Below are 22191 nucleotides of genomic sequence, written 5' to 3'. Positions count from 1 at the left end.
ATCCCTCACCGGGCCGGCGCCCGTCCTGTTTGATGCCGTTGAGACGTCTTCTGACCTTATTTCACGTTTTCCTCAAGTCGGCACCACCGGCAGGCGATTGGGCCTGCGGTGGGCAGATCCGGCGCTTAACCAGTCAGGCGATACACGTACGAGACCGGTTTCCTTTTCCCGGGGATCGACTATCCTCTGGATGTCCACGAGGCATCGCGATCAGCGGGCGGCCCGCGGCCGGGGGAGCCCATGAGCAGGAACGTGACTTCGCCCGTCTCGCAGCCATCGGTCCCAGCTCCCGGTCTTTTGTCTTTTCCAGCCGCCCCGGCGCTTTTCGCCTGCACGGCTGCGCTGCTTTTGGTCGGCTGCCAGAAGCAGGAAGCGGTGGACAAGAAACTGCAGATCATGGTGCGCACCGAAACGGTGGCGATGGCCGACTATGCGCCAAGGACCTCACTGACCGGGGTGATCGCGGCGCGTACGCTGAACAATCTGTCGTTCCGGGTCGGCGGTCGCGTCGCCGAACGGTTTGTCGATGTCGGCCAGCATGTCGATCAAGGCACGGTGCTCGCCCGGATCGATCCGCAGGAGCAGGAATCCGATTTGCGCTCGGCGCAGGCCGATCTCGACGCGGCGCAGGCGCAATTGACCCAGTCCGCCGCCGCCTTCGAACGGCAGAAGACGCTGCTCGCCCAGGGTTTTACCACCAGGCGCGATTATGACGCCGCGGACCACGCCCTGAAGGTGGCACAAGGCAGCGTCGATGCCGCGCAGAGCGCTTTCTCCAACGCCCAGCAAAACCTGTCCTTCACCGAGCTCAAGGCCGGCGCCGCCGGCGTGATCACCGCCCGCCAAGTCGAAACCGGCCAAGTGGTGCAAGCCGCGCAAACCGTCTTCACCGTCGCCGAGGACGGTGACCGCGACGCCGTGTTCAACGTGCAGGAGACGCTGATCGCCAAGACACCGGCGTCGCCTGCGGTGACGATCACGCTGTTGTCCGATCCGCAGGTCAGGGCGACGGGCAAGGTCCGCGAAATCTCGCCTGCGGTCGACCCGGGTTCGGGCTCGATCCGGGTCAAAATCGCCATTCCCGACACGCCCGCCGGCATGCCGCTTGGGGCAGCCGTCATCGGCACGGTAAGCGCCAAGCCGGCGAAGGCGATCCTGCTGCCTTGGCAGGCGCTGACGTCCAGCGGCGGCAAGCCGGCGGTCTGGATCGTCGATCCCTCGACCAAGGCAGTGACGATGGCGCTGGTCGAAGTGCTGGCGTTCAATTCGGGCACGGTCGTGATCGCCAAGGGGCTGGACGCGGGCCAGAGCGTCGTCACCGCTGGAGGACAGCTGCTCAGCCCTGGACAGACGATCGAGATATCGGGAGCGGGCCAATGAGCCGGACGCCACGCATCCTGCTCGGCGTGCTCATGCTCGGCGCGCTGGCATCCTGCTCCAAGTCGGAGGAAAAGCCGCCCGAGATCGTCCGACCGGTGCTGTCGATGGTGATCGAGCCGCGTACCACGCAAATCTTCGGTTTTGTCGGATCCGTCGAACCGCAGGTCAGCGCCGACCTGGCCTTCCGCCTGCTTGGCCGGGTCGTCTCGCGCGACGTCCAGGTCGGCGACATCGTCAGCAAGGGCACGACGATAGCGGCACTGGATCCGACCGCACTGGAGTTGGGCCTCCAGGCGGCCAAGGCGGAACTGTCCAATGCCGAGGCGCAGCTCGCCAACGCCGCCGCCAGCGAGGAACGGCAGCGCCAGTTGCTCGCCTCGGCCAACGCCACGCAAGCTGTCTTCGATGCCGCGCAGCAGGCGCGCAAAGCTGCGGAGGCAGGTGTCGAGCGGGCCAAGGCTTCGCTTGCCAAATCGCAGGAACAGCTCGGCTATGCCAGGCTGTTCTCTGATTTCGACGGTGTCGTCACCGCGGTCGGCGCCGAAGTTGGCCAGACGGTCTCGCCCGGCCAGACCGTCGTCACCGTGGCGCGTTCGGACCTGCGCGAGGCGGTGGTCGACATTCCCGATCAATTGACCGGTGATCTTGAGGCCGGCACGCCCTTCCAGGTGATCCTGCAGTCGCTGCCGACGATCCAGACCGGGGCCAAGCTGCGCGAGATCGCACCGCAATCCGAAGGCTCGACCCGCACGCGGCGCGTCAAGCTGACGCTCACGGATCCGCCACAGGCCTTCCGGCTCGGCTCGACGGTGACGGCGACCCGCGTGACCAAGGTGGCACCGACGATAGAACTGCCCATGTCGGCGCTGTTCGAAAAGAATGGTGCCGCGAAAGTGTGGATCGTCGACCCGCAGACATCCAGCGTGAACGCACGCGACATAAAGGTCGCGTCGAAGAATGGCGGCACCTTCACGGTGGCCGAGGGGCTGGAGGCCGGCATGCGTGTTGTCACGGCGGGCGTCCACAGCCTGAGCGAAGGCCAGAAGGTGACAGTGCCCGAGGGAGGGGCCTCATGAAAGGCTTCAATCTCTCCGACTGGGCGCTCAACCACCGCTCCATGGTCTGGTATTTCATGCTTGTCTTCGTCGTGGCTGGCGTGTTCTCCTACCTCAATCTCGGCCGTGAAGAAGACCCCAATTTCACCATCAAGACGATGATCATCCAGGCCAACTGGCCGGGCGCCTCGGTCAGGGAAACCGTGCAGCAGGTGACCGACCGTATCGAGAAGAAACTCGAGGAACTCGACAGCCTCGACTACACCAAGTCCGTCACCACGGCCGGCCAGACCGTCATCTTCGTCAACCTGAAGGACACCACCAAGGCACGCGATGTCGTGCCGAACTGGATTCAGGTGCGCAACATGGTCAACGACATCGCGGCGCAGTTTCCGCAGGGGGTGCAGGGACCCTTCTTCAACGACCGCTTCGGCGACGTCTATGGCAACATCTACGCCTTCACATCGGACGGGCTGACGCCGCGCCAGTTGCGCGACTATGTCGAGGACGCCAGAACAAAAATCCTGACCGTGCCCAACGCCGGCAAGGTCGACCTCGTCGGCGCCCAGGACGAGGCGATCTATCTCGAATTCTCGACCCGCCAGATCGCCGCCCTCGGCCTCAACCAGCAAGCGATCGTGGCGAGCCTGCAGGCGCAGAACGCGATCACGCCGTCCGGCGTCATCCAGTCCGGGCCGGAGCGCATCAGCGTGCGTGTCGGCGGGCAGTTCACCTCCGAAGACAGCCTGCGCGCCATCAATCTGCGGGTCGATGACCGTTTCTTCCGCCTCAGCGACGTGGCGACGATCACGCGCGGCTATGTCGATCCGCCTACGGCGCTATTCCGCTTCAACGGCCAGGACGCGATCGGGCTCGCCATCGGCATGAAACCCAACGCCAACCTGCTCGAATTCGGCGAGGCGCTGCACAAGGAGATGGACAAGGTGCTGGCCGACCTGCCGGTCGGTGTCGGCGTGCATCTGGTGGCCGACCAGCCGGTCATCGTCGAGGAGGCCGTCTCGGGCTTTACGCGCGCGCTGTTCGAGGCGGTCGCCATCGTGCTCGCCGTGTCGTTCATCAGCCTCGGCATGCGCGCGGGCTTCGTCGTGGCGCTGTCGATCCCGCTGGTGCTGGCCATCACCTTCACGGTCATGGCTTATCTCGGCATTTCGCTGCAGCGTATTTCCCTGGGGGCGCTGATCATCTCGCTCGGGCTTCTGGTCGACGACGCGATGATCGCGGTCGAGATGATGGTGGCGCGGCTGGAGGTCGGCGACAATCTGCGCAAGGCGGCGACCTATGTCTACACATCGACCGCCTTTCCGATGCTGACCGGTACGCTGGTGACGGTCGCCGGCTTCATCCCGATCGGCCTCAACAACAGCGCCGCCGGCGAATATACCTTCACCCTGTTCGTGGTCATCGCCGTTTCGCTGCTGGTGTCATGGATCGTTGCGGTGCTGTTTGCGCCACTGCTCGGCGTCACCATCCTGCCGGCGACGATGAAAGCCAAGCATCACGACCAGCCTGGCCGCTTCACCTCGCTTTTCCGGCGCGTGCTTGTCGGCTCGGTGCGCCATCACTGGCTGACTATCATCGTCACCGTGCTTTTGTTTGCCGGCTCGATCGCCGGCTTCGGGCTGGTGCAGCAGCAGTTCTTTCCGCCATCGGACCGGCCGGAGCTGATCGTCGACTGGAACCTGCCGCAGAATGCCTCGATCGCCGATACGCGCGACCAGATGGAGCGGTTCGAGCAGCGGGCGCTGGTCGGCAATCCCGACATCGACCATTTTTCGTCCTATATCGGCCAGGGCGCGGTGCGTTTCGTGCTCGCCTATGACGTGCAGCCGGCCAACCCCTATTTCGGCCAGACCGTCATCGTCACCAAAAGCATCGCGGCCCGCAACCGGGTCAAGCCGGCGCTTGAAAAACTGCTACGCGAGGAGTTCGTCGGCACCGACGCCTTCGTCAAGCCGCTCGAACTCGGACCGCCGGTCGGCCGCCCGGTGCAATATCGCGTCGGCGGTCCCGACATCCAGACGGTGCGCGAACTGGCGCAGCAATTCGCCGGTGTCATCTCCGCCAATCCAAAGCTAGCAGCGCCGACCTTCGACTGGAACGAGCCGCAGCGTGTGCTGAGGGTCGACGTGCTGCAGGACAAGGCACGCCAGCTCGGTATCACCTCCTCCGACATCGCCAGCGCGCTGAACAGTACGGTCGGCGGCGCCACCATCACGCAGGTGCGCGACGCCACCTATCTGATCAATGTCGTGGCGCGCTCGCGTGGGTCCGAACGCGGCTCGATCGAAACCTTGCAGAACATGCAGCTGCCGACCAGTACCGGCGAGGCGATCCCGCTCGCGGCCGTCGCCAACTTCCGCTACGATCTGGAGCAGCCAACGGTGTGGCGACGCGACCGCATCCCGACCATCACCGTGCGCGCCGGACTGGTCGGCGACGTGCTGCCGGCCACCGTCGTCAACGAGTTGAAGCCGTCGGTCGATGCCTTCATCACCAAGCTGCCGCCGGGCTATTCGATCGCCACCGCCGGCTCGGTCGAGGAGAGTGCCAAAAGCCAGGGACCAATCGCCGCCGTCGTGCCGTTGATGCTGTTCGTCATGGCGACGATCCTGATGGTGCAGTTGCAGAGTTTCCAGCGCCTGTTCCTGGTGGTGGCCGTGGCGCCGCTCGGCCTGATCGGCGTGGTGGCGGCCCTGGTGCCGAGCGGAGCACCGCTCGGCTTCGTCGCCATCCTCGGCGTGCTGGCGCTGATCGGCATCCTGATCCGCAATTCGGTCATCCTGATCGTGCAGATCGAGGATCTCGTCCGGGAAGGCAAGGACCGCTGGGCCGCTGTCATCGAAGCGACGGAACACCGCATGCGGCCGATCGCGCTGACGGCCGCCGCCGCCAGCCTGGCGCTGATCCCGATCGCACGTGAAGTGTTCTGGGGGCCGATGGCCTATGCCATGATGGGCGGCATCATTGCCGGCACGGCGATTACGCTGCTGTTCCTGCCGGCGCTTTATGTGACGTGGTTCAGGATCAAGGAGCCGAAAGCCCAGGAAGAGCCACCCGTGGAGAGCGGCGAACCGGTGCAAGCCCAGACTTAAGGCTTTGGCGGGTCACTCGTTGTCGTTGGAGGGTACGGGGCGTGACTTGGCGCGCCGCCATGGCGACGATTTCGAGGCGCGCCAAGCACGCCAACGTTTCGGCAAATCGGCCAACTCCAGGATGGTTTCATCCAGTTGAACCACCTCTTGCAGGCCTACGAGCATTATTTCGCGTTCATCCCAATCTCGAATGTCGCTACTGTAGAATTGCCAACTGCCACCTTCGTCGTTGTAGCTGTCGTCGTCGTCATCTTCATGCACAACGTATGCGATCCAGTCGCCACGTTTTAATAGGCTCTTGTCCGACAACACCGCGAGATTGGGCGGATCCGCAAATTTCCATTCCTCCACGGGCAGTCCCCAAGATGGTTGTTCGGCGCAAAAGAGAAAACGAATTCAGGCGGTTCTCACAAACCCATCGCTGGCCCGCAAAAGATTGCGCGTATAATCCTTGGTCACGCGGCGTTCGACAAGTTCAGCCGCCGCCAGATTCTCCACCGCCTCGCCGCTTTGCATCACCATCAGCCGCTCGCACATATGGGTGATGATGGCGAGGTCGTGGCTGACCATCAGGAAGGTCAGCTTGCGCCGCTTGCGTACCTCTTCCAACAGGTTGAGCACTTCCGCCTGCACCGAGGCATCGAGCGCCGAGGTCGGCTCGTCGAGCAGCAGGATCGACGGTTCGAGAATGAGTGCACGCGCAATCGCCACGCGCTGGCGCTGGCCGCCGGAGAGCTGGTGCGAATAGCGGAACCGAAAACCGTTGCCGAGGCCGACCTCGTCGAGCGCCCGCTGGATGCGCTTTTCGCCGTCGGCAAACCCATGGATGGCAAGCGGCTCCTGCAGCAGACGGTCGACGGTCTGGCGCGGGTGCAGCGAGCCGTACGGATCCTGGAAGACCATCTGCACTTCGCGGTAGAAGGCCTTGTCGCGGCGTGCGCCGAGCGTCTTGCCGTTGACGGCGATGCCGCCCGAAGCGACCGGTGCAAGGCCGGCGATGGCCCGCAGCAGCGTCGATTTGCCAGAGCCGGATTCACCGACCAGGCCGAAGGATTCGCCCGGCTGCACGTCGAGGCTGACGCCCTTCAGTGCGCGAAAACGGTCGAAGATCACTTCCAGCCTGTCGACGGCAATCGCGGAAGTCATACCGCCCACTCCGGCTTGCGGTCGAGCACCGGCAGCGGGTGGCGGTCGGCGCCGATCTTGGGCATGCAATTGAGCAAGCCGCGCGTGTAGGGATGCTGGGCATGGCCGAGTTCGGACGCCTTGAGCTGCTCTACCACCTTGCCGGCATACATGACGATGACGCGGTCGCAGAAGGACGAGACCAGGCGCAGATCGTGCGAGATGAAGATCAGCCCCATGCCGCGCTCACTGACCAGCCGGTCGAGAATGCCGAGCACATCAAGCTGCACGGTGACGTCGAGCGCCGAGGTCGGCTCGTCGGCGATCATCATTTCCGGACCGGCGATCAGCATCATGGCGATCATGGCGCGCTGGCCCATGCCGCCCGAAACTTCATGCGGATGCAGGTTGAAGACGCGAGAGGGATCACGGATCTGCACCGCCTCCAGCATGGCCAATGCGCGGTCGCGTGCCTCGGCCTTGCCGACCTTTTCATGGGTGCGCAGGGTCTCGACGATCTGGCGGCCGATGCTCATGACAGGGTCGAGCGAATATTTCGGGTCCTGCAGGATCATGGCGATGCGTTTGCCGCGCAGCTTCCGACGTTCGCGCGCCGAGACGCTGAGCAGGTCGATGCCGTCGAAGGCGAGCTTGTTGGCCGATATCCAGGCCTGCGGCGGCGTCAGCCCCATGATGGCGCGGCCGGTTTGCGATTTTCCCGAGCCCGACTCGCCGACGATGCCGAGCCGTTCGCGGCCGAGCGAAAAGGAAACGCCGCGCACCGCCTCGATTAGACCGGTGCGGGTCGGGAAGGTGACGCGCAGGTCGTCGACGTCGAGAAGCGTCTTCGTTTCCCTGCTCATTGGTCACCACTGCGAGGATCGAGCGCGTCGCGCAGGCCGTCGCCGAGCAGGTTGAAGCCGAGGCTGACGATGAGGATGGCGAAGCCCGGCGCACCGGCCACCCACCACTGGTCGAGCACGAAGCGGCGACCCGACGCGATCATCGTGCCCCATTCGGGCAGCGGCGGTTGCGCGCCGAGGCCGAGGAAACCGAGCCCGGCGGCGGTCAGGATGATGCCGGCCATGTCGAGCGTCACCCTGACGATCAGGGACGAAATGCAAAGCGGCATGATATGGCGCAGCACGATGCGGAAGGGCGAGGCGCCCATCAGCTGCACCGCCTTGATGTAATCGGAATTGCGCACCGTCAGCGTCTCTGCCCGCGCGATGCGGGCGTAGGGCGGCCATGAGGTGATGGCGATGGCCAGCACCGCATTCTCGATGCCGGGGCCAAGTGCTGCGACAAAGGCCAGCGCCAGGATCAGCTTGGGAAAGGCGAGGAAGATGTCCGTGATGCGCATCAGGATGGCATCGGTCCAGCCGCCGGCATAGCCGGCCACCGTGCCGACCAGAAGGCCGATCGGTGCCGCGATGATGGCGACCAGGATGACCACATAAAGGGTCCAGCGCGAGCCGTAGAGGATGCGCGACAGGATATCGCGGCCGAGATCATCGGTGCCGAACCAGTGCTCGGCGCTCGGCGCCAGCAGGCGCGCGTTCTTCAGGTCGCCGAACGTCGGAGAATAAGGTGCCAGCACGCCGGCAAGGGCGGCAACGACCAGCAGGGCAACGATGATGAGCAGGCCGAGAAAGGCCAGACGGTTGGCGGAAAAGCGCCGCCACGCCACATAGGCGCGACCGAGCCTTGCCTGCATGCGCGAGGCCGGCCGCTCGCTGAGCAGCCAGTCGCGACGGGAGAGAGGGCGGGCGTCGGAGGCGGTCATGACGATGCCTCTTGGTACTGTCGACCCCCACTCCGGCCCGCTTCGCAGACCACCTCTCCCCCGCTCGACGGGGGAGATGAAAGGCGCCGGGCGTGCGACCGGCTTTTCCTCTCCCCCGGGCAGGGGGAGAGGTGGCCCGAAGGGCCGGAGTGGGGGTGATTGGCCGCAGCAATTCCAGGAAAAGTGTGAAACGGTTTTCCGTCCGGAATTGCGTAAAAATAAGGAGTTAGAGCGGGTCGCCGTTTCCGTGAAACGGTGAACTGCTCTAGGCCCGAAAGTGGAATACCTCTGCTCATTGAACCTTCGTCCTCGGATCGAGCACCCGATACAGCAGGTCGGAGAGGAGATTGATGGCGATGAACACCGAGCCGATGACGATGGTGCCGCCGAGCACCGCATTCATGTCTGCGTTCTGCAGCGAGTTGGTGATGTAGAGGCCGATGCCCGGCCACGAGAACACGGTTTCGGTGAGCACCGAGCCTTCGAGCAGCCCGGCATAGGAGAGCGCGATCACCGTCACCATCGGCACCGCCGCATTGCGCAGCGCGTGGCCCCAGATGATGCGGGTTTCCGACAGGCCCTTGGCGCGCGCCGCGACGATGTATTCCTGCGACAGTTCGTTGAGCATGAACGAGCGCGTCATGCGGCTGATATAGGCGAGCGAGAAGTAGCCGAGCAGCGATGCCGGCAGGATGATGTGGCGGAAGGCGTCGTAAAACACGTCCCACTGCCCCTGCATCGCGGAGTCGAGGAGATAGAAGCCGGTGATCGGCGTAAAAGTGTATTCGTAGACGACGTCGAGCCGCGCCGGGAAGGCAACCCATTGCAGCTTGGCGTAAAACAGCACCAGCGCCAGCAGGCCGAGCCAGAAGATCGGCACGGAATAACCGATCAGGCCGATGACGCGCACGATCTGGTCGATGAGGCTGCCGCGCTTGACCGCCGCCAGCACGCCGAGCGGCACGCCGAACAGCGCCCCGATAAGCGTTCCCAGCGTCGCCAGTTCGGTGGTTGCCGGAAGCGCCCGGCGAATGTCGGTCATGACCGGATTGGTGGTCAGCACGGAGACGCCGAAATTACCGTTCAGGGCATTTTTCACATAGATGTAGAACTGCTCGATCAACGGCAGATCGAGGCCCATCTCGCGGCGCGTGCGCTCGACGACATTGGCCGGCGCCCGGTCGCCGAGCACCGCCAGCACCGGGTCGATCGGAATGACGCGGCCGATGAAGAAGGTGACTGCGAGCAGACCAAGATAGGTCGTGATCGCAATGACCAGGAAACGGCCAAGCGATGACGCAATAGCGACGGCGCGGGCGCTGCCACGCCCCGCCGCCACTTCCTTTTCAACCGTGCTCATGCGGCGTGTCCGCGAGCACTATTCCTTGGACACCGGCCCGACGAAATTGCTGTCGAAGCTCGGGCCGAGCGCAAAGCCCTTGAGGTTCTTGCGCAGGCCGGCCACTTCCAGCTGCTGGTGGATGACGACGAAGGGGCTGGTGTCGAGGATTTTCTTCTCGAGATCCTTGTACATGTCAGCGCGTTTACCGGCGTCCTTCTCGAGCAGTGCTGCTTCCGTTTCCTTGGTCAGGTCCGGAATGTCCCAGGCGTTGCGCCAGGCGAGCGTCTTGGACTTGCCCGCATCCGAATTGTCCGGGTTCGAGGCAAAGGTCTGGGCGTTGGAATTCGGGTCGAAATAGTCCTGGCCCCACTGGCCGATATAGATGTCGTGGTTGCGGGCGCGATATTTGGTCAGCGTCTGCTTGCCGTCGCCCGGGATGATCTCGAGCTTGATGCCGGCCTGGCCAAGCGTCTGCTGGATCGATTCCGCCATGCCGGTCGTCGGCTGGCCGGTGCGTACGTCCATGGTTACGCTGAAGCCGTCGGGCAGACCGGCCTTGGCCAGCAACTCCTTGGCCTTGGCGACATCGAGCTTGAACGGATTCTCATCCAATTCGCCGAGCACGCCCTTGGGCAGGAAGGTCTGGTGGATTTCGCCGATGCCCTTGAGGATCGTCGAGCTCAGCGCATCGTAGTCTACCAGGTATTTGAACGCTTGGCGTACCTCCGGCTTGGCAAGGTTGGCATTCTTCTGGTTGAGGCTGATGTAATAGACCGTGCCCTTCGGCGCGCTGGTCGAGGTCAGATCAGCATTCTTGGCGATGGCGTCGAGATCGTTCGGCTCGAGATTGCGGGCAACGTCGATGTCGCCGGCTTCGAGCGCCAGGCGCTGGCCCGAGCTTTCCTTCATGTTGCGGTAGATGACGCGGGCAAGTTTGGCCTTCTCGCCGTAGTAATTGTCGTTGCGCTCGAGAACGACTGCCTCATTGGCGCGCCATTCGCGCAGCTTGAAGACGCCGGAGCCGGCATAGCCGGTCTTCAGCCAGGCATTGCCGAAATCATTGTCCCATTTGTAGTCGGCGCTCGGCGTGACCGCCGCGACATGTTCCTTGACCAGCTTGGCGTCGACCACCGAAGCGACCGTTGCCGACAGGCAGTTCAGGACGAAGCTCGGGGCATAAGCCTTGTCGACGGTGAACTGGAAGGTGGTCTCGTCGACCGCCTTGGCCTTCTCGGCGACGTTGTCGCCGCTGATGCCGAATTGGCCGATGATGAAGGCCGGGCTCTTGTCGAGCTTGACGGCGCGTTCGAACGACCAGGCGACGTCGGCCGCGGTGATCGGGTTGCCGGAAGCGAATTTCAGGCCGGGCTTGAGTTTGAACGTGTAGGTCAGGCCGTCATCGGAGACGGTCCAGCTTTCGGCGAGGTCGCCCTTGACCTTGGAGGTGTCGCTGAGGTCGAGACGGACAAGCAGATCATAGGTGTTGCCGGTGACCTCGGCGGTCGACAGCTCGAACGCCTCGCCCGGATCCATGGAGATGATGTCGTCGATCGCGAAACCTTCGACCAGCGTGTCGGCGGGCGTGACCGCACCGGCGGGCGCGCCGGCCAGAAGCAGCGCGGACATGGCTGCACCCGCCAGCAGGAAGCGAGAGCGTAGAGCAAACTTTTCCATCATCATCGTGATCGTTCCCTGTTTTGTTGTTTGTTGACCTGAGTTCCCGGCTCAGGGTTGTGGAATTCTTTTCGGGCCTTGAGACGGCCCCACTGACCTCTTACCGTTGCGGTTTTTGTCCAGTTGGTCAACACCATATCCGGCGGCCTCGTGGCGGGCAACGAGCATTTATACGACGGCTCAATGGGCCAGAAAGGCCGGTGGATGTCGACGCATAAGCCAGCCAATAGAGGCTGCCGATCGGGGAAAATCTGGCGAATGTCGCGGCTACTTCAGCGCCGCGACCAAGCCGGCGTCAGGGAAGCAGGTGGCGGCGCGGCCGTTCTTGGCTTGCCAAGCGCCGATCGAACGGCGGGTCTTGAAGCCGGGCAGGCCATCGGCGCTGCCGACATCATAGCCCTGGGCTTCCAGCGCGCGTTGCAGAGCGGCGATGTCCGAACGGTGGAGCCCGCCAACCGCGCCCCAGCTGCCGGCGAAATTGCCATCGCCATGGGCGATGCGGTCGGCGCCGTGGCCGATGAACAGCGCGTAGAGGTCGCTGGTGTTGTATTGCTTCAGCACGTAGAAATTGGGTGTCGCGATAAAGGCCGGGCCGCTGCGCCCTGCCGGCATCAACAGAAAACCCTCGGCCTTCAGCTCACTTGCCGGAAACGGTTTGCCGCCAACGCGCTTGATGCCCATATCAGCCCATTGCGAGATTTTCTTGCCCTGGTCCGGGCCTTCCAGCGAACAGGAAACGCTTTCCGGCACCGTCACCTCGAAACCCCAGCCACGGCCCTTTACCCAACCGTAATGGACGAGATAATTGGCGATCGAGGCCAGCACGTCCGGCGTCGAGTTCCAGATGTCGGCGCGGCCGTCGCCGTCGAAATCGACGGCATGTTTCAGGAACGAGGTCGGCATGAATTGCGGCTGGCCGAGCGCTCCGGCCCAGGACGATTTCATCGCGCCGACCGGAGCCAGCCCGCGCTCGACGATCTCGAGTGCAGCAAGCAACTCGGTGCGGAAGAAGTCCTTCCTGGTCGACATGAACGCCTTGGTGCCCAGCACCTCGAAGGCGTCGTAGGGTATTTTTGCCGCGCCGAATCCGGTCTCGCGGCCCCAGATCGCCAGCAGCACTTCGCCCGGCACGCCGTAGCGCTTTTCGATTGATGCAAGTGTCCTGGCATTGGTGGCTTCGCGCGCCCGCCCGCCCGCCGTCACCGCGCGAACGGTCTTCTCGGCGAAATAGGCGCCGGGTGAGCCGAATTCGGCCTGATGCTGCTTCCGCGGCGTGGTCGCCTTATCGCCCGGCTTGACCAAGTCCGGCAGCTTCAGATTGGGCTTGATGCCGTCAAAGGCGGCATCGAAGGTGGTTTTGGAAATGCCTTTCGCCCTTGCTTGCGGCCAAAGGTCGTTCTGCAGCCAGGCGCGGAACTGGTCGTCGATCTTTGCGGCGGAGGCGGGAGCGGAAATGAAGAGACTGGCCAGCGCGGCCAGAAGAAATGCAGAGATGACATTGCGAAGGTTGTGTTCTGCGGCAGTCATCTCAGCAAGCATCCCCGCCAATTGCGTCAAAACGCCGTCCGCGAGCGCAGCGCCGCGGCCAGCGTGCCCTCGTCGAGATAGTCGAGTTCGCCGCCGACCGGCACGCCATGCGCGAGCCGTGTCACCTTGATGTCGAAGCCGGACAGCTGATCGGTGAGGTAATGCGCGGTCGTCTGGCCCTCCACCGTCGCATTGACGGCGAGGATGATCTCCTTGACCTCGCCACCGGCGACGCGGTCGACCAGCGAGCGCATGTTGAGCTGGTCGGGGCCGATGCCGTCGAGCGGCGACAGCGTGCCGCCGAGTACGTGGTAGCGCACATTCATCGCCGCCGCGCGCTCCAGCGCCCACAGGTCGGAGACGTCCTCGACGACGATGATGGTGCCGGCGTCACGGCGCGGGTCGGTGCAGATCATGCAAGGGTCCGATGTGTCGACATTGCCGCAGGTCGAGCAGATGCGCACCTTGTCGGCCGCTTCGGCCATGGCGGCGGCCAGCGGCGACAAAAGCTGCTCCTTCTTCTTGATCAGATGAAGGGCCGCACGCCTGGCCGACCGGGGACCCAGCCCCGGCACCTTGGCCAGGAGCTGGATCAGACGTTCGATCTCGGGACCGGCGATTCGCTTCGACATCGCTCTGATCTAGGATTTTTCAGAGCGCTTTGGAACATCCGCATACGCATGACCGCCATATTGGCCTTGGCGGACCAAAATGGGCAGGGCCTATGGGGACCATGGAGAGCAGATCAGTTGGTTTCGAGCGGCCGGCCCTGGCTGACGATCATCGCGCCGACAGCGTCGGTGTTCTCAGGCGTCGACTGGAATCCCATAGACGCCTCTTGCGGCGCTTCCTCGACCGAGGAGATGACCCTTGTCCTTGTGTTCAAGGTTCCGCCAAAACGGGCGGCATCCGGTTCCTCCATCGGCTCCTGCATCGCCACCACCGTCGGCTCCGCCGAGACACGCGCGGATTTCGCGGTCGGCGCGGCGGCCGCGGTCAAATAGGTCTGCTGGGCAGGGACGGACCGGACGGTCGCCGGCTTGGCCGGACGCACCGGCTCGGCGGACGCGACCATCGTCACCGGCTCCGCTGGCTTCTGCGGCGCCGCCGAGGCAATGGCGACCTGCGGCTCGTCCGGCAGCGGCTGCCAGTTGCGGCCGCGCTTCTCGTAGAAGGCATTGCCGCCGGCAACCATGGTGTAGTGCATGTTCTTGTAGGGGAAGCGTAAGCCGGCGGTGTGGAAGAACATGGTGTTCTTGAGCTTGGCCTTGCGCTCACCCTTGAGCACCGCCTCGGCAGCCTCTTCGACATCGGGCATTGCGCGTGAATTCATCGGCCTTGTCATGACGCCGGGGGCGAACTGCCCGCGCTCGCCCACCACCTGGCAGATGGTGCTGCCGTGCTTGCCGGAGCGCAGCCGGTTCATCACCACCGTGCCGACCGCGATCATGCCGTCGCGGCTCGATCGGTTGGATTCAAAGAACATCGCCCGTTCCAGGCATTCCTTGTCCTTCGGCGTGTGGCTGTAGGCCCGTGAGCTGAGGAAACCCGGCGTGATGGCGTCGGTCAGGCTGGCGACGGACATGCCGTGTGACGTGGTCTGGCTGCAGGCAGCCAAAAACAGGGGTGAAATGACGGCGCAGAGCAACAGCGGCGTCTTCCATCGCGTGGCAATCAACAGGTAACCCTCTCACTTCCATGCCCGCCCCCAGGCTGCGGCAAGAATGAGACACTTTCGGGCAAAATGATGGCCAAAACGTTATTGATGAGGCTCTGTTGCCAAATTGGTACAGCTGCATGGCCTAAAAGTGAATTAGTGCCCCACTGTAATGGCCGCCGGCTGGCCGGGCTCAAGCTCCTCGACCTTCTCCGAAAACAGGCCGCGCCGGAGGAACAGCGTCCGCGCCTCCCTGGCCGTCGGCGCGATCTTTGCCGGCCAGTCGCTGTCTATGAACTCAGCCTTGGTGAAGTCCGGATTTGTCTCGCTTGCCGCCTCCAGGAATTCGGCGATCTCCAGCACGATCGCGCGCTCGTCCTTTGAAAGCGCCGATGTGCCGGCTTCGATCGACGGGCGATGGACGAAATCCTCGAACAGATAGAAATAACCCTTGATGCCGACGAGATCGACGCCGTCGTCACAATCGGCCAGGATTTCCAGGATCTCGTAGATCCTGTTGCGGATACGCTGCTCGATCAGTCTTTCGGAGGGCTCTTCGGTCATGGCGATCATGGGCGCGCGCGCCGAATGCTAGAAGGGCAGTTTCATTCCCGGCGGGATCGGCAGACCTGCGGTCAGCGCCTTGGTCTTTTCCTGCATGATCTGCTCGACCTTGGTCTTGGCGTCGTTGTGAGCGGCCAGCACCAGGTCTTCCAGGATTTCGACATCGTCTTCCTTGAACAGAGACGGATCGATCTTCAGCGACTTCATCTCGAATTTTCCGGTCAGCGTCACATTGACCAGGCCGCCGCCGGCCTGGCCGGACGCTTCCAGCGTGGCGATCTCGTCCTGCATGGCCTGGAACTTGGCCTGCATTTCCTTCGCCTTGCCCATCAGGCCGAGAAGATCTTTCATGGTCGGGTCCTTTGCGGATTCGTGGCTGGATCAGGTTTCATCGTCGTCAGCCGGCGGCTCTACCGGCACTTCAGCCTCTGTCGTTTCGGCTTCCGGCGCGTCTGGAATGCGCACGTCGATGATCTTGGCACCGGGAAAGCGCGCCAGGATGGCGGCCACGGTGGGATCGCTCTTGGCATCGAGAAATGCCGTCTCGCGTTTGGCCGATTCCATTTCGGCGAGCGTCTGGCCGCCCTCTTCCTTTGACAGCGAGACCAGCCAGCTGCGGCCGGTCCAGGCGCGAAGCTTCGTCGTCAGGTCGTTGAGCAGCATCTTGGGCGCATCGCTGGTCAGGCCGACGTCGATGCGGCCGGGCTCGATACGCACGAACCGGATGCAGCTCTTGACCAGCACCTTGAAGGCGATGTCGCGTTGCGCATCGGCCAGGGCAATGATGTCGGCCAGCGATTTCAGCGGCGCCGATTCCATGGCAGGCTCCGGCGGAGCGACGTAGGCAATGGGAGCAGGCGAGGCCTCGACCAGCCGCATGCTCTGTGCCCCGCCCGATCCGGATGGCATGCGCGTCTGCGCCACCGCGCCGGCACCACCGCCATTGCCGGAACTTGCCGGCGTCCCATTCGGGCGCGGCGCGCCATTCTGCATGGGCGCAGCGCCCTCGAGCGATCTCAGCGCCTCGTCCAGCGTCGGCAGATCGGCGGCATGCGCCAGCCGGATCAGCACCATTTCGGCGGCACTCACCGGCCGGTTGGAGGACTGCACTTCGGGAATGCCCTTGAGCAGCATCTGCCATGTCCGCGACAGCACCCTGACCGACAGCGTCCTGGCGAAATCGGCGCCGCGCTGCCGCTCGTCCTCAGATAGCGAGGCATCCTCGATGGCCGTCGGCACGAAACGCAGCCGGGTGACGAGATGGTTGAATTCGGCAAGATCGGTCAGCACGGCGGCTGGATCGGCGCCGGTGTCATATTGCGCACGGAATTCGCCAAGGGCTGCCGCCACATCGCCCTTCATCACATGTTCGAACAGGTCGACGATGCGGGCGCGGTCGGCGAGCCCGAGCATCGCCCGAACCGCATCGGCGCCGACAGAGCCGGCGCCATGGGCAATCGCCTGGTCGAGGATGGAAAGCGAATCACGGGCCGAGCCTTCGGCGGCGCGCGCGATCATCGCCAGCGCGTCGTCGTCGACAGAAATGCCTTCCTGGGCCGAGATCGAGGACAGATGCGCGACCAGCGCGCCGGCGTCGATGCGCCTCAGGTCGAAGCGCTGGCAGCGCGACAGGACGGTGATCGGGACCTTGCGGATTTCGGTGGTGGCGAAGATGAATTTGACGTGCGGCGGCGGCTCTTCCAGCGTCTTCAGCAGGCCGTTGAAGGCCTGCGTCGACAGCATGTGCACTTCGTCGATGATGTAGACCTTGTAGCGGGCCGAGACCGGCGCATAGCGCACGCGCTCGATGATATCCCTGATGTCGTCGATGCCGGTGTGCGAGGCGGCGTCCATCTCGATGACGTCGACATGGCGGCCTTCCATGATCGCCTGGCAATGTTCGCCGAGGACGGCGAGGTCGACCGAAGGCTGGTCGATATCGGCGGTTTTATAATTCAGGGCCCGCGCGAGTATGCGCGCCGTCGTGGTCTTGCCGACGCCGCGCACGCCGGTCAGCATCCAGGCCTGGGCGATGCGGCCGGTGGCAAAGGCGTTGGTGAGGGTGCGCACCATCGGCTCCTGGCCGACCAACCCGGAAAAATTCGAAGGACGGTACTTGCGCGCCAGCACGCGATAGGCGGCGGCCTTGCCTATCTCCAGGCTTTTTGGTCCCGAATTTCCGGCTTCGCTCATACGCCCGTAAAGCTCCAAATGGCCGCGCCCGAAGGCGGCCGATTCCTGCGCATAGTCTCGCCCGCGCTGCAATGCGTCGTCAATGTCGCGAGAGGGGCCGATGAGGTGGGAGGCTGGAACAATGACCCGTTCCGGGCTCGTTAGGGCTGCTTCCTTCCGGACCTGACCCGGTTGGCGAGTGGATCGTCCACCACCAACCTCCCGCTTTCCATATCGGCAATTGCGCGACGAAATGCAAGTCCGCCGAAGAAATCGTTAAATGTCGAATCGGCGCACCAAACCGTGAGGGCGCAATGATTCGCTTGCAGCCCCCTTGCCGCCGCTCTAGCCTTCATGTGTTGAGCAAACCAAGAAAAGCAAGGGAAACGCCGATGTTGCCGGGCCTGGAGGCCGGATTTACGCTGGACGCACGGCTGGAGGCGGACAGCGAACAGTTGATGTGGCTTGGGCTGTGCGAATTGCGGGTGATGAACGACCGCCGCTGGCCATGGCTGCTGCTGGTGCCGCAGCGGCCCGGCGCGGAGGAAATCCATGACATGACGCCGCTCGACCAGGCGATGCTGACCTTCGAGACCAATATGGTGGCGCAGGCGCTGAAGAAGGCGACCGGCTGCGCCAAGATCAACACCGGCGCGCTCGGCAACATCGTGCGCCAGCTGCACATCCATGTCATCGCGCGTTCGGAAGGCGATCCCGGCTGGCCAGGCCCTGTGTGGGGACATGGCCTGCGAGAGCCCTATCAACGTTCCGACTTGCGACGGTTTGCCGAAACGATCAAGGCGGCGCTATAAGCGTTCCCAGTGTCCATCCCTCAACATATTCCAGAGTCCCCATGAGCTTCCGCCTGTTTGACGCGCCTTTGCGCGAGCCGAGCCAGTTCGTCGGCTTCGCCGGCAACACGATCGACCGGCAGTCCGAGAACCGGGCCGACGACTCGGTCGACAAGGCGCTGGCCGATCCGGCGACGCGGCTGCTTCTGATGCATGGCGGCCGGCTCTATCTGAAGCTCGGCGATGGCGGCGCTCTCGATCCCTGGTTCGGCGCCACCGAGAGCGAGCCCTTCAAGGTTTCCCTGGCGCAAGGCATCCTGCTCGGCTTTTCCGAACGAGGACCGGTGCTGGCCGTGCCCGCCGGCGTCGAACCCGAACAGCTTCCGGAAACAGTCAAGGCCATCGACTACCGCTCGGTCTACATGCAAGGGCTGATCGACGAGGCGGCGGCTGGCGCGATGGCGCAAGGGGCGGCCCTGCTTGCCTGGCATGCCAGCCATCGCTTCTGCAGCAAATGCGGTACAGAATCGCAGATGCGGGCGGGCGGCTACAAGCGCCATTGCCCGAATTGCGGCACCGAGCATTTTCCGCGCACCGACCCGGTGGCGATCATGCTGACGGCAACGCGGGAGAAGTGCCTGCTCGGGCGCGGCCGGCATTTCGCGCCGGGCATGTACTCGGCCCTTGCCGGCTTCATCGAGCCGGGCGAGACGATCGAGGCGGCGGTGCGCCGCGAGACGCTGGAAGAGGCCGGCATCCGGCTTGGCCGCGTCGTCTACCACGCCAGCCAGCCCTGGCCGTTTCCCTATTCGCTGATGATCGGCTGCTTCGGCGAGCCGCTCAACGACGACATCCAGGCCGATCTCAACGAGCTTGAGGACTGCCGCTGGTTTTTTCGCGACGAGGTGCGCCTGATGCTGGAAAGGACGCACAAGGACAATCTGGTCACGCCGCCGAAAGGCGCCATTGCGCATCACCTTATCCGCGCTTGGGTCGACTCGGAATGATGGCAGCGAACACCGAAAGACATTGCAGGAGCAGGACATGATCCGTCACACCGTCGTTTTCACGCTGAAGCATCCGCCGCATTCGCTGGAGGAAAAGCGGTTCCTGGTCGACGCCAAGAAAATCCTCACCGCGATCAGAGGCGTTACGCATTTCGAGCAATTGCGGCAGATCAGCCCCAAGAACGACTATCGTTTCGGCTTCTCGATGGAGTTCGCCAACCAGGCCGCCTACAACAGGTACAACGACCATCCCGACCATGTCGCCTTCGTGCGCGACCGCTGGGTGCCGGAGGTCGAGACCTTCATGGAGATCGACTATGTGCCGCTAGGCGCGGTGATCTAGGGGATGGTCCCGAAAAGTGGAAACCGGTTTTCTAGGACAAACGGTTCGTTTGTCCGGAGATCATGCCCAGTAGCGATCAGTCCGCCACCTTCCACTGCTCACGCGACTCACTGGCCGGATAGACGCCCAGAATCCGCACTTCGCGCGAGAAGAAACGAAGCTCGTCCAGCGCCAGCTTGACCAGCGGGTCGTCGGGATGGCCCTCAATGTCGGCGTAAAACAGCGTCGCCGTGAAAGCGCCCAGCTGGTAGCTCTCCAGCTTGGTCATGTTGATGCCGTTGGTGGCGAAGCCGCCCATCGCCTTGTAGAGCGCGGCCGGCACGTTGCGGACGCGGAAGATGAAGGTCGTCATCATCTTGACGTCGGGCGAAGGGCGCTCGGCCCATTGCTTGTTCTTGGTCAGGACGACAAAGCGGGTGACGTTTGAGTCGGTGTCCTCGACATTTTGCTCGATGATATCGAGCCCGTAGAGGGTCGCTGCCAGGGCCGGCGACAGCGCCGCCATGGTGCGGTCCTTGACCTCGGAGACCATCTTGGCGGCGCCAGCCGTGTCGCCGGCGACGATCGCCTTCCAGCCGTTCTTGCGGATGTATTTGCGGCACTGGCCAAGCGCGTGGATGTGGCTGTGCACCGTCTTGATCTCGTCGCGCTTGACGCCCGGCAGCACCATCAGCTGGAAATGGATGGGCAGGAAATATTCGCCGATGATGTGCAGCTTCGATTCCGGCAGGAGATGATGGATATCGGCGACGCGCCCGGCAATGGTGTTCTCGATCGGGATCATGGCGAGGTCGGCCTTGCCGGTCTCGACCGCGCTGAACGCATCCTCGAAGGTCGGGCAGGGCAACGGCTCCATCGAAGGGAACATGTTGCGGCTGGCGGTGTCGGAATTGGCGCCCGGCTCGCCCTGGAAGGATATTCTGTTGGTCTTTTCAGGCATGCCGATATCTCAGGTTGAAAGGATCTGTCTGGCGCGTTCGAGGTCTTCCGGCGTGTCGACGCCGAGCGGCAGCGACTGGACGATCTCGGCGTCGATGCGCATGCCGGCTTCCAGCGCCCGCAACTGCTCCAGTCGCTCGCGCCGTTCGAGCGGCGACGGCTTCAGCGCGACGAAACGCTCGAGTGCTTCGCGGCGATAGGCGTAGAGGCCGACATGATGGTAGAGCGGCCCCTCGCCCCAAGGCGCCGTGGCACGGGTGAAATAGAGCGCCCTCAGCCTGCTGCCGGAAAGCGGCGAGCCAACGATCTTGACGACATTGGGATTGGCCTTTTCCTCGTCACGGACGATCTCGACGCCGAGCGTGGCGATGTCCACCGCACTGTCCTCGAAAGGCCTGAGCGACGCGGCGATGATCTGGGGATCGATCGTCGGCAGGTCGCCTTGTACATTGACGACGGTTTCGACCTTGCGCCCGGGGTCGAGCGCGATCAGCGCCTCGTGGATGCGGTCGGAGCCGGATTCGTGATCCATGCGCGTCATCACGGCCTCGAAACCGTGCGCGCGCACCGCCTGCGCCACGCTTTGGGTGTCGGTCGCCACCACCACCCGTCCAAGGCCGGCTTCGGCGGCACGGCGGGCGACATGGACGATCATCGGGGCGCCTGCGATGTCGGCCAGCGGCTTGCCCGGCAGGCGGGTCGAAGCCATGCGGGCCGGGATCAGGATCAGCGTGGACATTTCGGGTGCAAGGCGTCTCGAAAGAGGACAGGGAAAGTGGCAAAAGGTCTCACTGGAAGCGCCCTTATAGGTGTTGCAACGCCGCAGCAAAAGACCTAGTTTCCGCCCGATTTGACCGCCCTGGCAGGACGGGTCACGATACCGACGGACGGAGTGGACGGTTCTGTCCGCCGGAAAAGGGAGCAAGGGGCGTATGGATTCCAACGAAGTCAACAAACTGCTCGCCGGATTGCTCGGAACCGTTTTCGTCGTCTTCTCGGTCGGCATTGTGTCGGACGCGCTGTTTGCCTCGCCGGCGCCGGAAAAGCCCGGTTTCGCCATCGAGGCCGCCGAGCCCGCCGAGGGCGGCCCGGCCGCTCCTGCAGCAGCCGAAAAGCCGATCGCAGATCTTTTGGCCAACGCAAGTGTCGAACAAGGCGCTGCCATCTTCAAGAAGTGCCAGGCCTGCCATTCCGGCGAAAAAGGCGGTCCGAACAAAGTCGGCCCCGACCTGTGGGACATCGTCGACCGTCCGGTCGCCTCTCACGAGGGCTTCGCATATTCGGCGGGGATGAAGGAATATTCCAAGGGCGGCACAGAGAAGTGGACCTACGATAACCTCAACCACTTCATCACGTCGCCCAAGAAGGACGTGAAAGGCACAGCGATGGGCTTTGCCGGCCTGCCGAAGGAAGAAGACCGCGCCAACGTTATCGCCTATCTGCGCACGCTGTCGGACAATCCCAAGCCGCTGCCGGCACCGGGTGCCGCCGCCGATGCAGGCGCGCCCGCCAAGCCTGCCGATGCAGCCGCTCCGGCAAAGCCGGCTGAGGGTGCCGCGCCGGCCGCTCCCGCCGCCCCGGCTCCGGCCGCACCGGCACCGGCGCCTGCCCAATAGCCAGATATCATCTCGACGACCTTGAAAAAGCCGGGTTCAGCCCGGCTTTTTTGTTGGGAAAACCGCATAGGCGGCGACAAAGCCGCGCATGGCGGTTTTC

At 63.8% G+C, this 22191-nt stretch carries 21 protein-coding genes and 1 other RNA gene; 7 read left to right on the top strand and 15 right to left on the bottom strand.

From position 1 onward, the window contains the following. Positions 1 to 240 precede the first annotated feature (240 nt). The 3 genes from AC0L2U_RS09160 to AC0L2U_RS09150 are packed head-to-tail and all read left to right on the top strand — an operon-like array spanning position 241 to position 5548. Entirely contained in the window at positions 241 to 1380 is a 1140-nt protein-coding gene (locus tag AC0L2U_RS09160; RefSeq protein WP_473601766.1) for an efflux RND transporter periplasmic adaptor subunit, read from the top strand. Next, a complete protein-coding gene (locus AC0L2U_RS09155) occupies positions 1377 to 2456 on the top strand; it encodes an efflux RND transporter periplasmic adaptor subunit (protein WP_127807974.1) in 1080 nt (359 codons plus the stop codon). The genes AC0L2U_RS09160 and AC0L2U_RS09155 overlap by 4 nt, the downstream gene beginning before the upstream one ends. Further along, positions 2453 to 5548: an efflux RND transporter permease subunit gene (locus tag AC0L2U_RS09150; protein WP_473601765.1), complete on the top strand. Its 3096-nt coding sequence runs from the start codon at positions 2453 to 2455 to the stop codon at positions 5546 to 5548. Before AC0L2U_RS09155 ends, AC0L2U_RS09150 begins: the two co-directional genes overlap by 4 nt. A 12-nt stretch (positions 5549 to 5560) precedes the next feature. Here AC0L2U_RS09150 and AC0L2U_RS09145 read toward each other — a convergent pair whose 3' ends face one another. From AC0L2U_RS09145 to ffs, 13 genes are all read right to left on the bottom strand, one after another. After that, positions 5561 to 5899 (bottom strand): hypothetical protein, encoded by a 339-nt coding sequence (locus AC0L2U_RS09145; protein WP_128362716.1) that lies wholly within the window; start codon positions 5897 to 5899, stop codon positions 5561 to 5563. Positions 5900 to 5944: 45 nt separating this feature from the next. Further along, on the bottom strand, positions 5945 to 6694 hold the full coding sequence (locus AC0L2U_RS09140; protein ID WP_027161778.1) for an ABC transporter ATP-binding protein: 750 nt from the start codon (positions 6692 to 6694) through the stop codon (positions 5945 to 5947). Beyond that, complete coding sequence (locus tag AC0L2U_RS09135; protein ID WP_127807977.1) at positions 6691 to 7536, bottom strand: ABC transporter ATP-binding protein; 846 nt, start codon at positions 7534 to 7536, stop codon at positions 6691 to 6693. Before AC0L2U_RS09135 ends, AC0L2U_RS09140 begins: the two co-directional genes overlap by 4 nt. Further along, complete coding sequence (nikC, locus tag AC0L2U_RS09130) at positions 7533 to 8459, bottom strand: nickel transporter permease (protein ID WP_127326259.1); 927 nt, start codon at positions 8457 to 8459, stop codon at positions 7533 to 7535. The genes AC0L2U_RS09135 and nikC overlap by 4 nt, the downstream gene beginning before the upstream one ends. A gap of 292 nt (positions 8460 to 8751) precedes the next feature. Beyond that, a complete protein-coding gene (locus AC0L2U_RS09125) occupies positions 8752 to 9819 on the bottom strand; it encodes an ABC transporter permease (protein ID WP_292139281.1) in 1068 nt (355 codons plus the stop codon). 18 nt (positions 9820 to 9837) lie between these two features. Beyond that, the gene (locus tag AC0L2U_RS09120; protein ID WP_473601764.1) at positions 9838 to 11481 is read right to left on the bottom strand and encodes an ABC transporter substrate-binding protein; all 1644 of its coding nucleotides are present in this window, start codon (positions 11479 to 11481) and stop codon (positions 9838 to 9840) included. A 261-nt stretch (positions 11482 to 11742) separates the two neighbouring features. Beyond that, on the bottom strand, positions 11743 to 13002 hold the full coding sequence (locus AC0L2U_RS09115; RefSeq protein ID WP_127326257.1) for a lytic murein transglycosylase: 1260 nt from the start codon (positions 13000 to 13002) through the stop codon (positions 11743 to 11745). Between the two features lie 26 nt (positions 13003 to 13028). Continuing rightward, positions 13029 to 13634, bottom strand: coding sequence for a recombination mediator RecR (gene recR, locus AC0L2U_RS09110; RefSeq protein ID WP_027039603.1), 606 nt, complete (start codon positions 13632 to 13634; stop codon positions 13029 to 13031). A 113-nt stretch (positions 13635 to 13747) separates the two neighbouring features. Further along, positions 13748 to 14680, bottom strand: a complete 933-nt coding sequence (locus AC0L2U_RS09105) for a cell wall hydrolase (protein WP_128287548.1) — start codon at positions 14678 to 14680, stop codon at positions 13748 to 13750. A 135-nt stretch (positions 14681 to 14815) separates the two neighbouring features. Then, positions 14816 to 15223: a hypothetical protein gene (locus AC0L2U_RS09100; RefSeq protein ID WP_128287557.1), complete on the bottom strand. Its 408-nt coding sequence runs from the start codon at positions 15221 to 15223 to the stop codon at positions 14816 to 14818. Positions 15224 to 15250: 27 nt separating this feature from the next. Beyond that, positions 15251 to 15574, bottom strand: a complete 324-nt coding sequence (locus AC0L2U_RS09095) for a YbaB/EbfC family nucleoid-associated protein (protein ID WP_013527931.1) — start codon at positions 15572 to 15574, stop codon at positions 15251 to 15253. Positions 15575 to 15604: 30 nt separating this feature from the next. Then, complete coding sequence (locus AC0L2U_RS09090) at positions 15605 to 17416, bottom strand: DNA polymerase III subunit gamma/tau (protein ID WP_473601762.1); 1812 nt, start codon at positions 17414 to 17416, stop codon at positions 15605 to 15607. 105 nt (positions 17417 to 17521) lie between these two features. Continuing rightward, positions 17522 to 17618, bottom strand: an RNA gene (gene ffs, locus AC0L2U_RS09085) — signal recognition particle sRNA small type. A 169-nt stretch (positions 17619 to 17787) separates the two neighbouring features. Here ffs and AC0L2U_RS09080 point away from each other — a divergent pair. The 3 genes from AC0L2U_RS09080 to AC0L2U_RS09070 are packed head-to-tail and all read left to right on the top strand — an operon-like array spanning position 17788 to position 19536. Next, complete coding sequence (locus AC0L2U_RS09080; protein WP_127807981.1) at positions 17788 to 18207, top strand: HIT domain-containing protein; 420 nt, start codon at positions 17788 to 17790, stop codon at positions 18205 to 18207. Between the two features lie 41 nt (positions 18208 to 18248). Next, positions 18249 to 19193, top strand: coding sequence for an NAD(+) diphosphatase (gene nudC, locus AC0L2U_RS09075; protein WP_128362713.1), 945 nt, complete (start codon positions 18249 to 18251; stop codon positions 19191 to 19193). A gap of 37 nt (positions 19194 to 19230) precedes the next feature. Continuing rightward, positions 19231 to 19536, top strand: a complete 306-nt coding sequence (locus tag AC0L2U_RS09070; protein ID WP_473601761.1) for a Dabb family protein — start codon at positions 19231 to 19233, stop codon at positions 19534 to 19536. Positions 19537 to 19612: 76 nt separating this feature from the next. Here AC0L2U_RS09070 and AC0L2U_RS09065 read toward each other — a convergent pair whose 3' ends face one another. Together AC0L2U_RS09065 and AC0L2U_RS09060 are read right to left on the bottom strand one after the other, a co-directional pair. Beyond that, positions 19613 to 20476, bottom strand: coding sequence for a prephenate dehydratase (locus AC0L2U_RS09065; RefSeq protein WP_473601760.1), 864 nt, complete (start codon positions 20474 to 20476; stop codon positions 19613 to 19615). A 9-nt stretch (positions 20477 to 20485) separates the two neighbouring features. After that, on the bottom strand, positions 20486 to 21214 hold the full coding sequence (locus AC0L2U_RS09060) for a 3-deoxy-manno-octulosonate cytidylyltransferase (protein ID WP_292659621.1): 729 nt from the start codon (positions 21212 to 21214) through the stop codon (positions 20486 to 20488). Between the two features lie 193 nt (positions 21215 to 21407). On the opposite strand from AC0L2U_RS09060, the gene AC0L2U_RS09055 reads away from it, so the two are divergent. After that, positions 21408 to 22091 carry a c-type cytochrome gene (locus tag AC0L2U_RS09055; RefSeq protein WP_127807985.1) on the top strand — a complete coding sequence of 228 codons (684 nt, stop codon included), beginning with the start codon at positions 21408 to 21410 and terminating at the stop codon, positions 22089 to 22091. The last annotated feature ends 100 nt before the right edge of the window (positions 22092 to 22191 follow it).

The organism is Mesorhizobium sp. WSM4808 (assembly GCF_055811675.1).
Note: the sequence above shows the minus strand (reverse complement) of the source record. Positions and strands in the feature narration are given on the sequence as shown.

What these genes read in the sequence shown, in the direction of transcription:
- AC0L2U_RS09060 (WP_292659621.1), bottom strand. Translation starts at nt 21,214, where the DNA reads ATGTCCACGCTGATCCTGATCCCGGCCCGCATGGCTTCGACCCGCCTG.
- AC0L2U_RS09100 (WP_128287557.1), bottom strand. Translation starts at nt 15,223, where the DNA reads ATGACCGAAGAGCCCTCCGAAAGACTGATCGAGCAGCGTATCCGCAAC.
- AC0L2U_RS09125 (WP_292139281.1), bottom strand. Translation starts at nt 9,819, where the DNA reads ATGAGCACGGTTGAAAAGGAAGTGGCGGCGGGGCGTGGCAGCGCCCGC.
- nudC (WP_128362713.1), top strand. Translation starts at nt 18,249, where the DNA reads ATGAGCTTCCGCCTGTTTGACGCGCCTTTGCGCGAGCCGAGCCAGTTC.
- AC0L2U_RS09080 (WP_127807981.1), top strand. Translation starts at nt 17,788, where the DNA reads ATGTTGCCGGGCCTGGAGGCCGGATTTACGCTGGACGCACGGCTGGAG.
- AC0L2U_RS09095 (WP_013527931.1), bottom strand. Translation starts at nt 15,574, where the DNA reads ATGAAAGATCTTCTCGGCCTGATGGGCAAGGCGAAGGAAATGCAGGCC.
- recR (WP_027039603.1), bottom strand. Translation starts at nt 13,634, where the DNA reads ATGTCGAAGCGAATCGCCGGTCCCGAGATCGAACGTCTGATCCAGCTC.
- AC0L2U_RS09055 (WP_127807985.1), top strand. Translation starts at nt 21,408, where the DNA reads ATGGATTCCAACGAAGTCAACAAACTGCTCGCCGGATTGCTCGGAACC.
- AC0L2U_RS09115 (WP_127326257.1), bottom strand. Translation starts at nt 13,002, where the DNA reads ATGACTGCCGCAGAACACAACCTTCGCAATGTCATCTCTGCATTTCTT.
- AC0L2U_RS09070 (WP_473601761.1), top strand. Translation starts at nt 19,231, where the DNA reads ATGATCCGTCACACCGTCGTTTTCACGCTGAAGCATCCGCCGCATTCG.
- nikC (WP_127326259.1), bottom strand. Translation starts at nt 8,459, where the DNA reads ATGACCGCCTCCGACGCCCGCCCTCTCTCCCGTCGCGACTGGCTGCTC.
- AC0L2U_RS09150 (WP_473601765.1), top strand. Translation starts at nt 2,453, where the DNA reads ATGAAAGGCTTCAATCTCTCCGACTGGGCGCTCAACCACCGCTCCATG.
- AC0L2U_RS09140 (WP_027161778.1), bottom strand. Translation starts at nt 6,694, where the DNA reads ATGACTTCCGCGATTGCCGTCGACAGGCTGGAAGTGATCTTCGACCGT.
- AC0L2U_RS09065 (WP_473601760.1), bottom strand. Translation starts at nt 20,476, where the DNA reads ATGCCTGAAAAGACCAACAGAATATCCTTCCAGGGCGAGCCGGGCGCC.
- AC0L2U_RS09160 (WP_473601766.1), top strand. Translation starts at nt 241, where the DNA reads ATGAGCAGGAACGTGACTTCGCCCGTCTCGCAGCCATCGGTCCCAGCT.
- AC0L2U_RS09135 (WP_127807977.1), bottom strand. Translation starts at nt 7,536, where the DNA reads ATGAGCAGGGAAACGAAGACGCTTCTCGACGTCGACGACCTGCGCGTC.
- AC0L2U_RS09120 (WP_473601764.1), bottom strand. Translation starts at nt 11,481, where the DNA reads ATGATGATGGAAAAGTTTGCTCTACGCTCTCGCTTCCTGCTGGCGGGT.
- AC0L2U_RS09155 (WP_127807974.1), top strand. Translation starts at nt 1,377, where the DNA reads ATGAGCCGGACGCCACGCATCCTGCTCGGCGTGCTCATGCTCGGCGCG.
- AC0L2U_RS09090 (WP_473601762.1), bottom strand. Translation starts at nt 17,416, where the DNA reads ATGAGCGAAGCCGGAAATTCGGGACCAAAAAGCCTGGAGATAGGCAAG.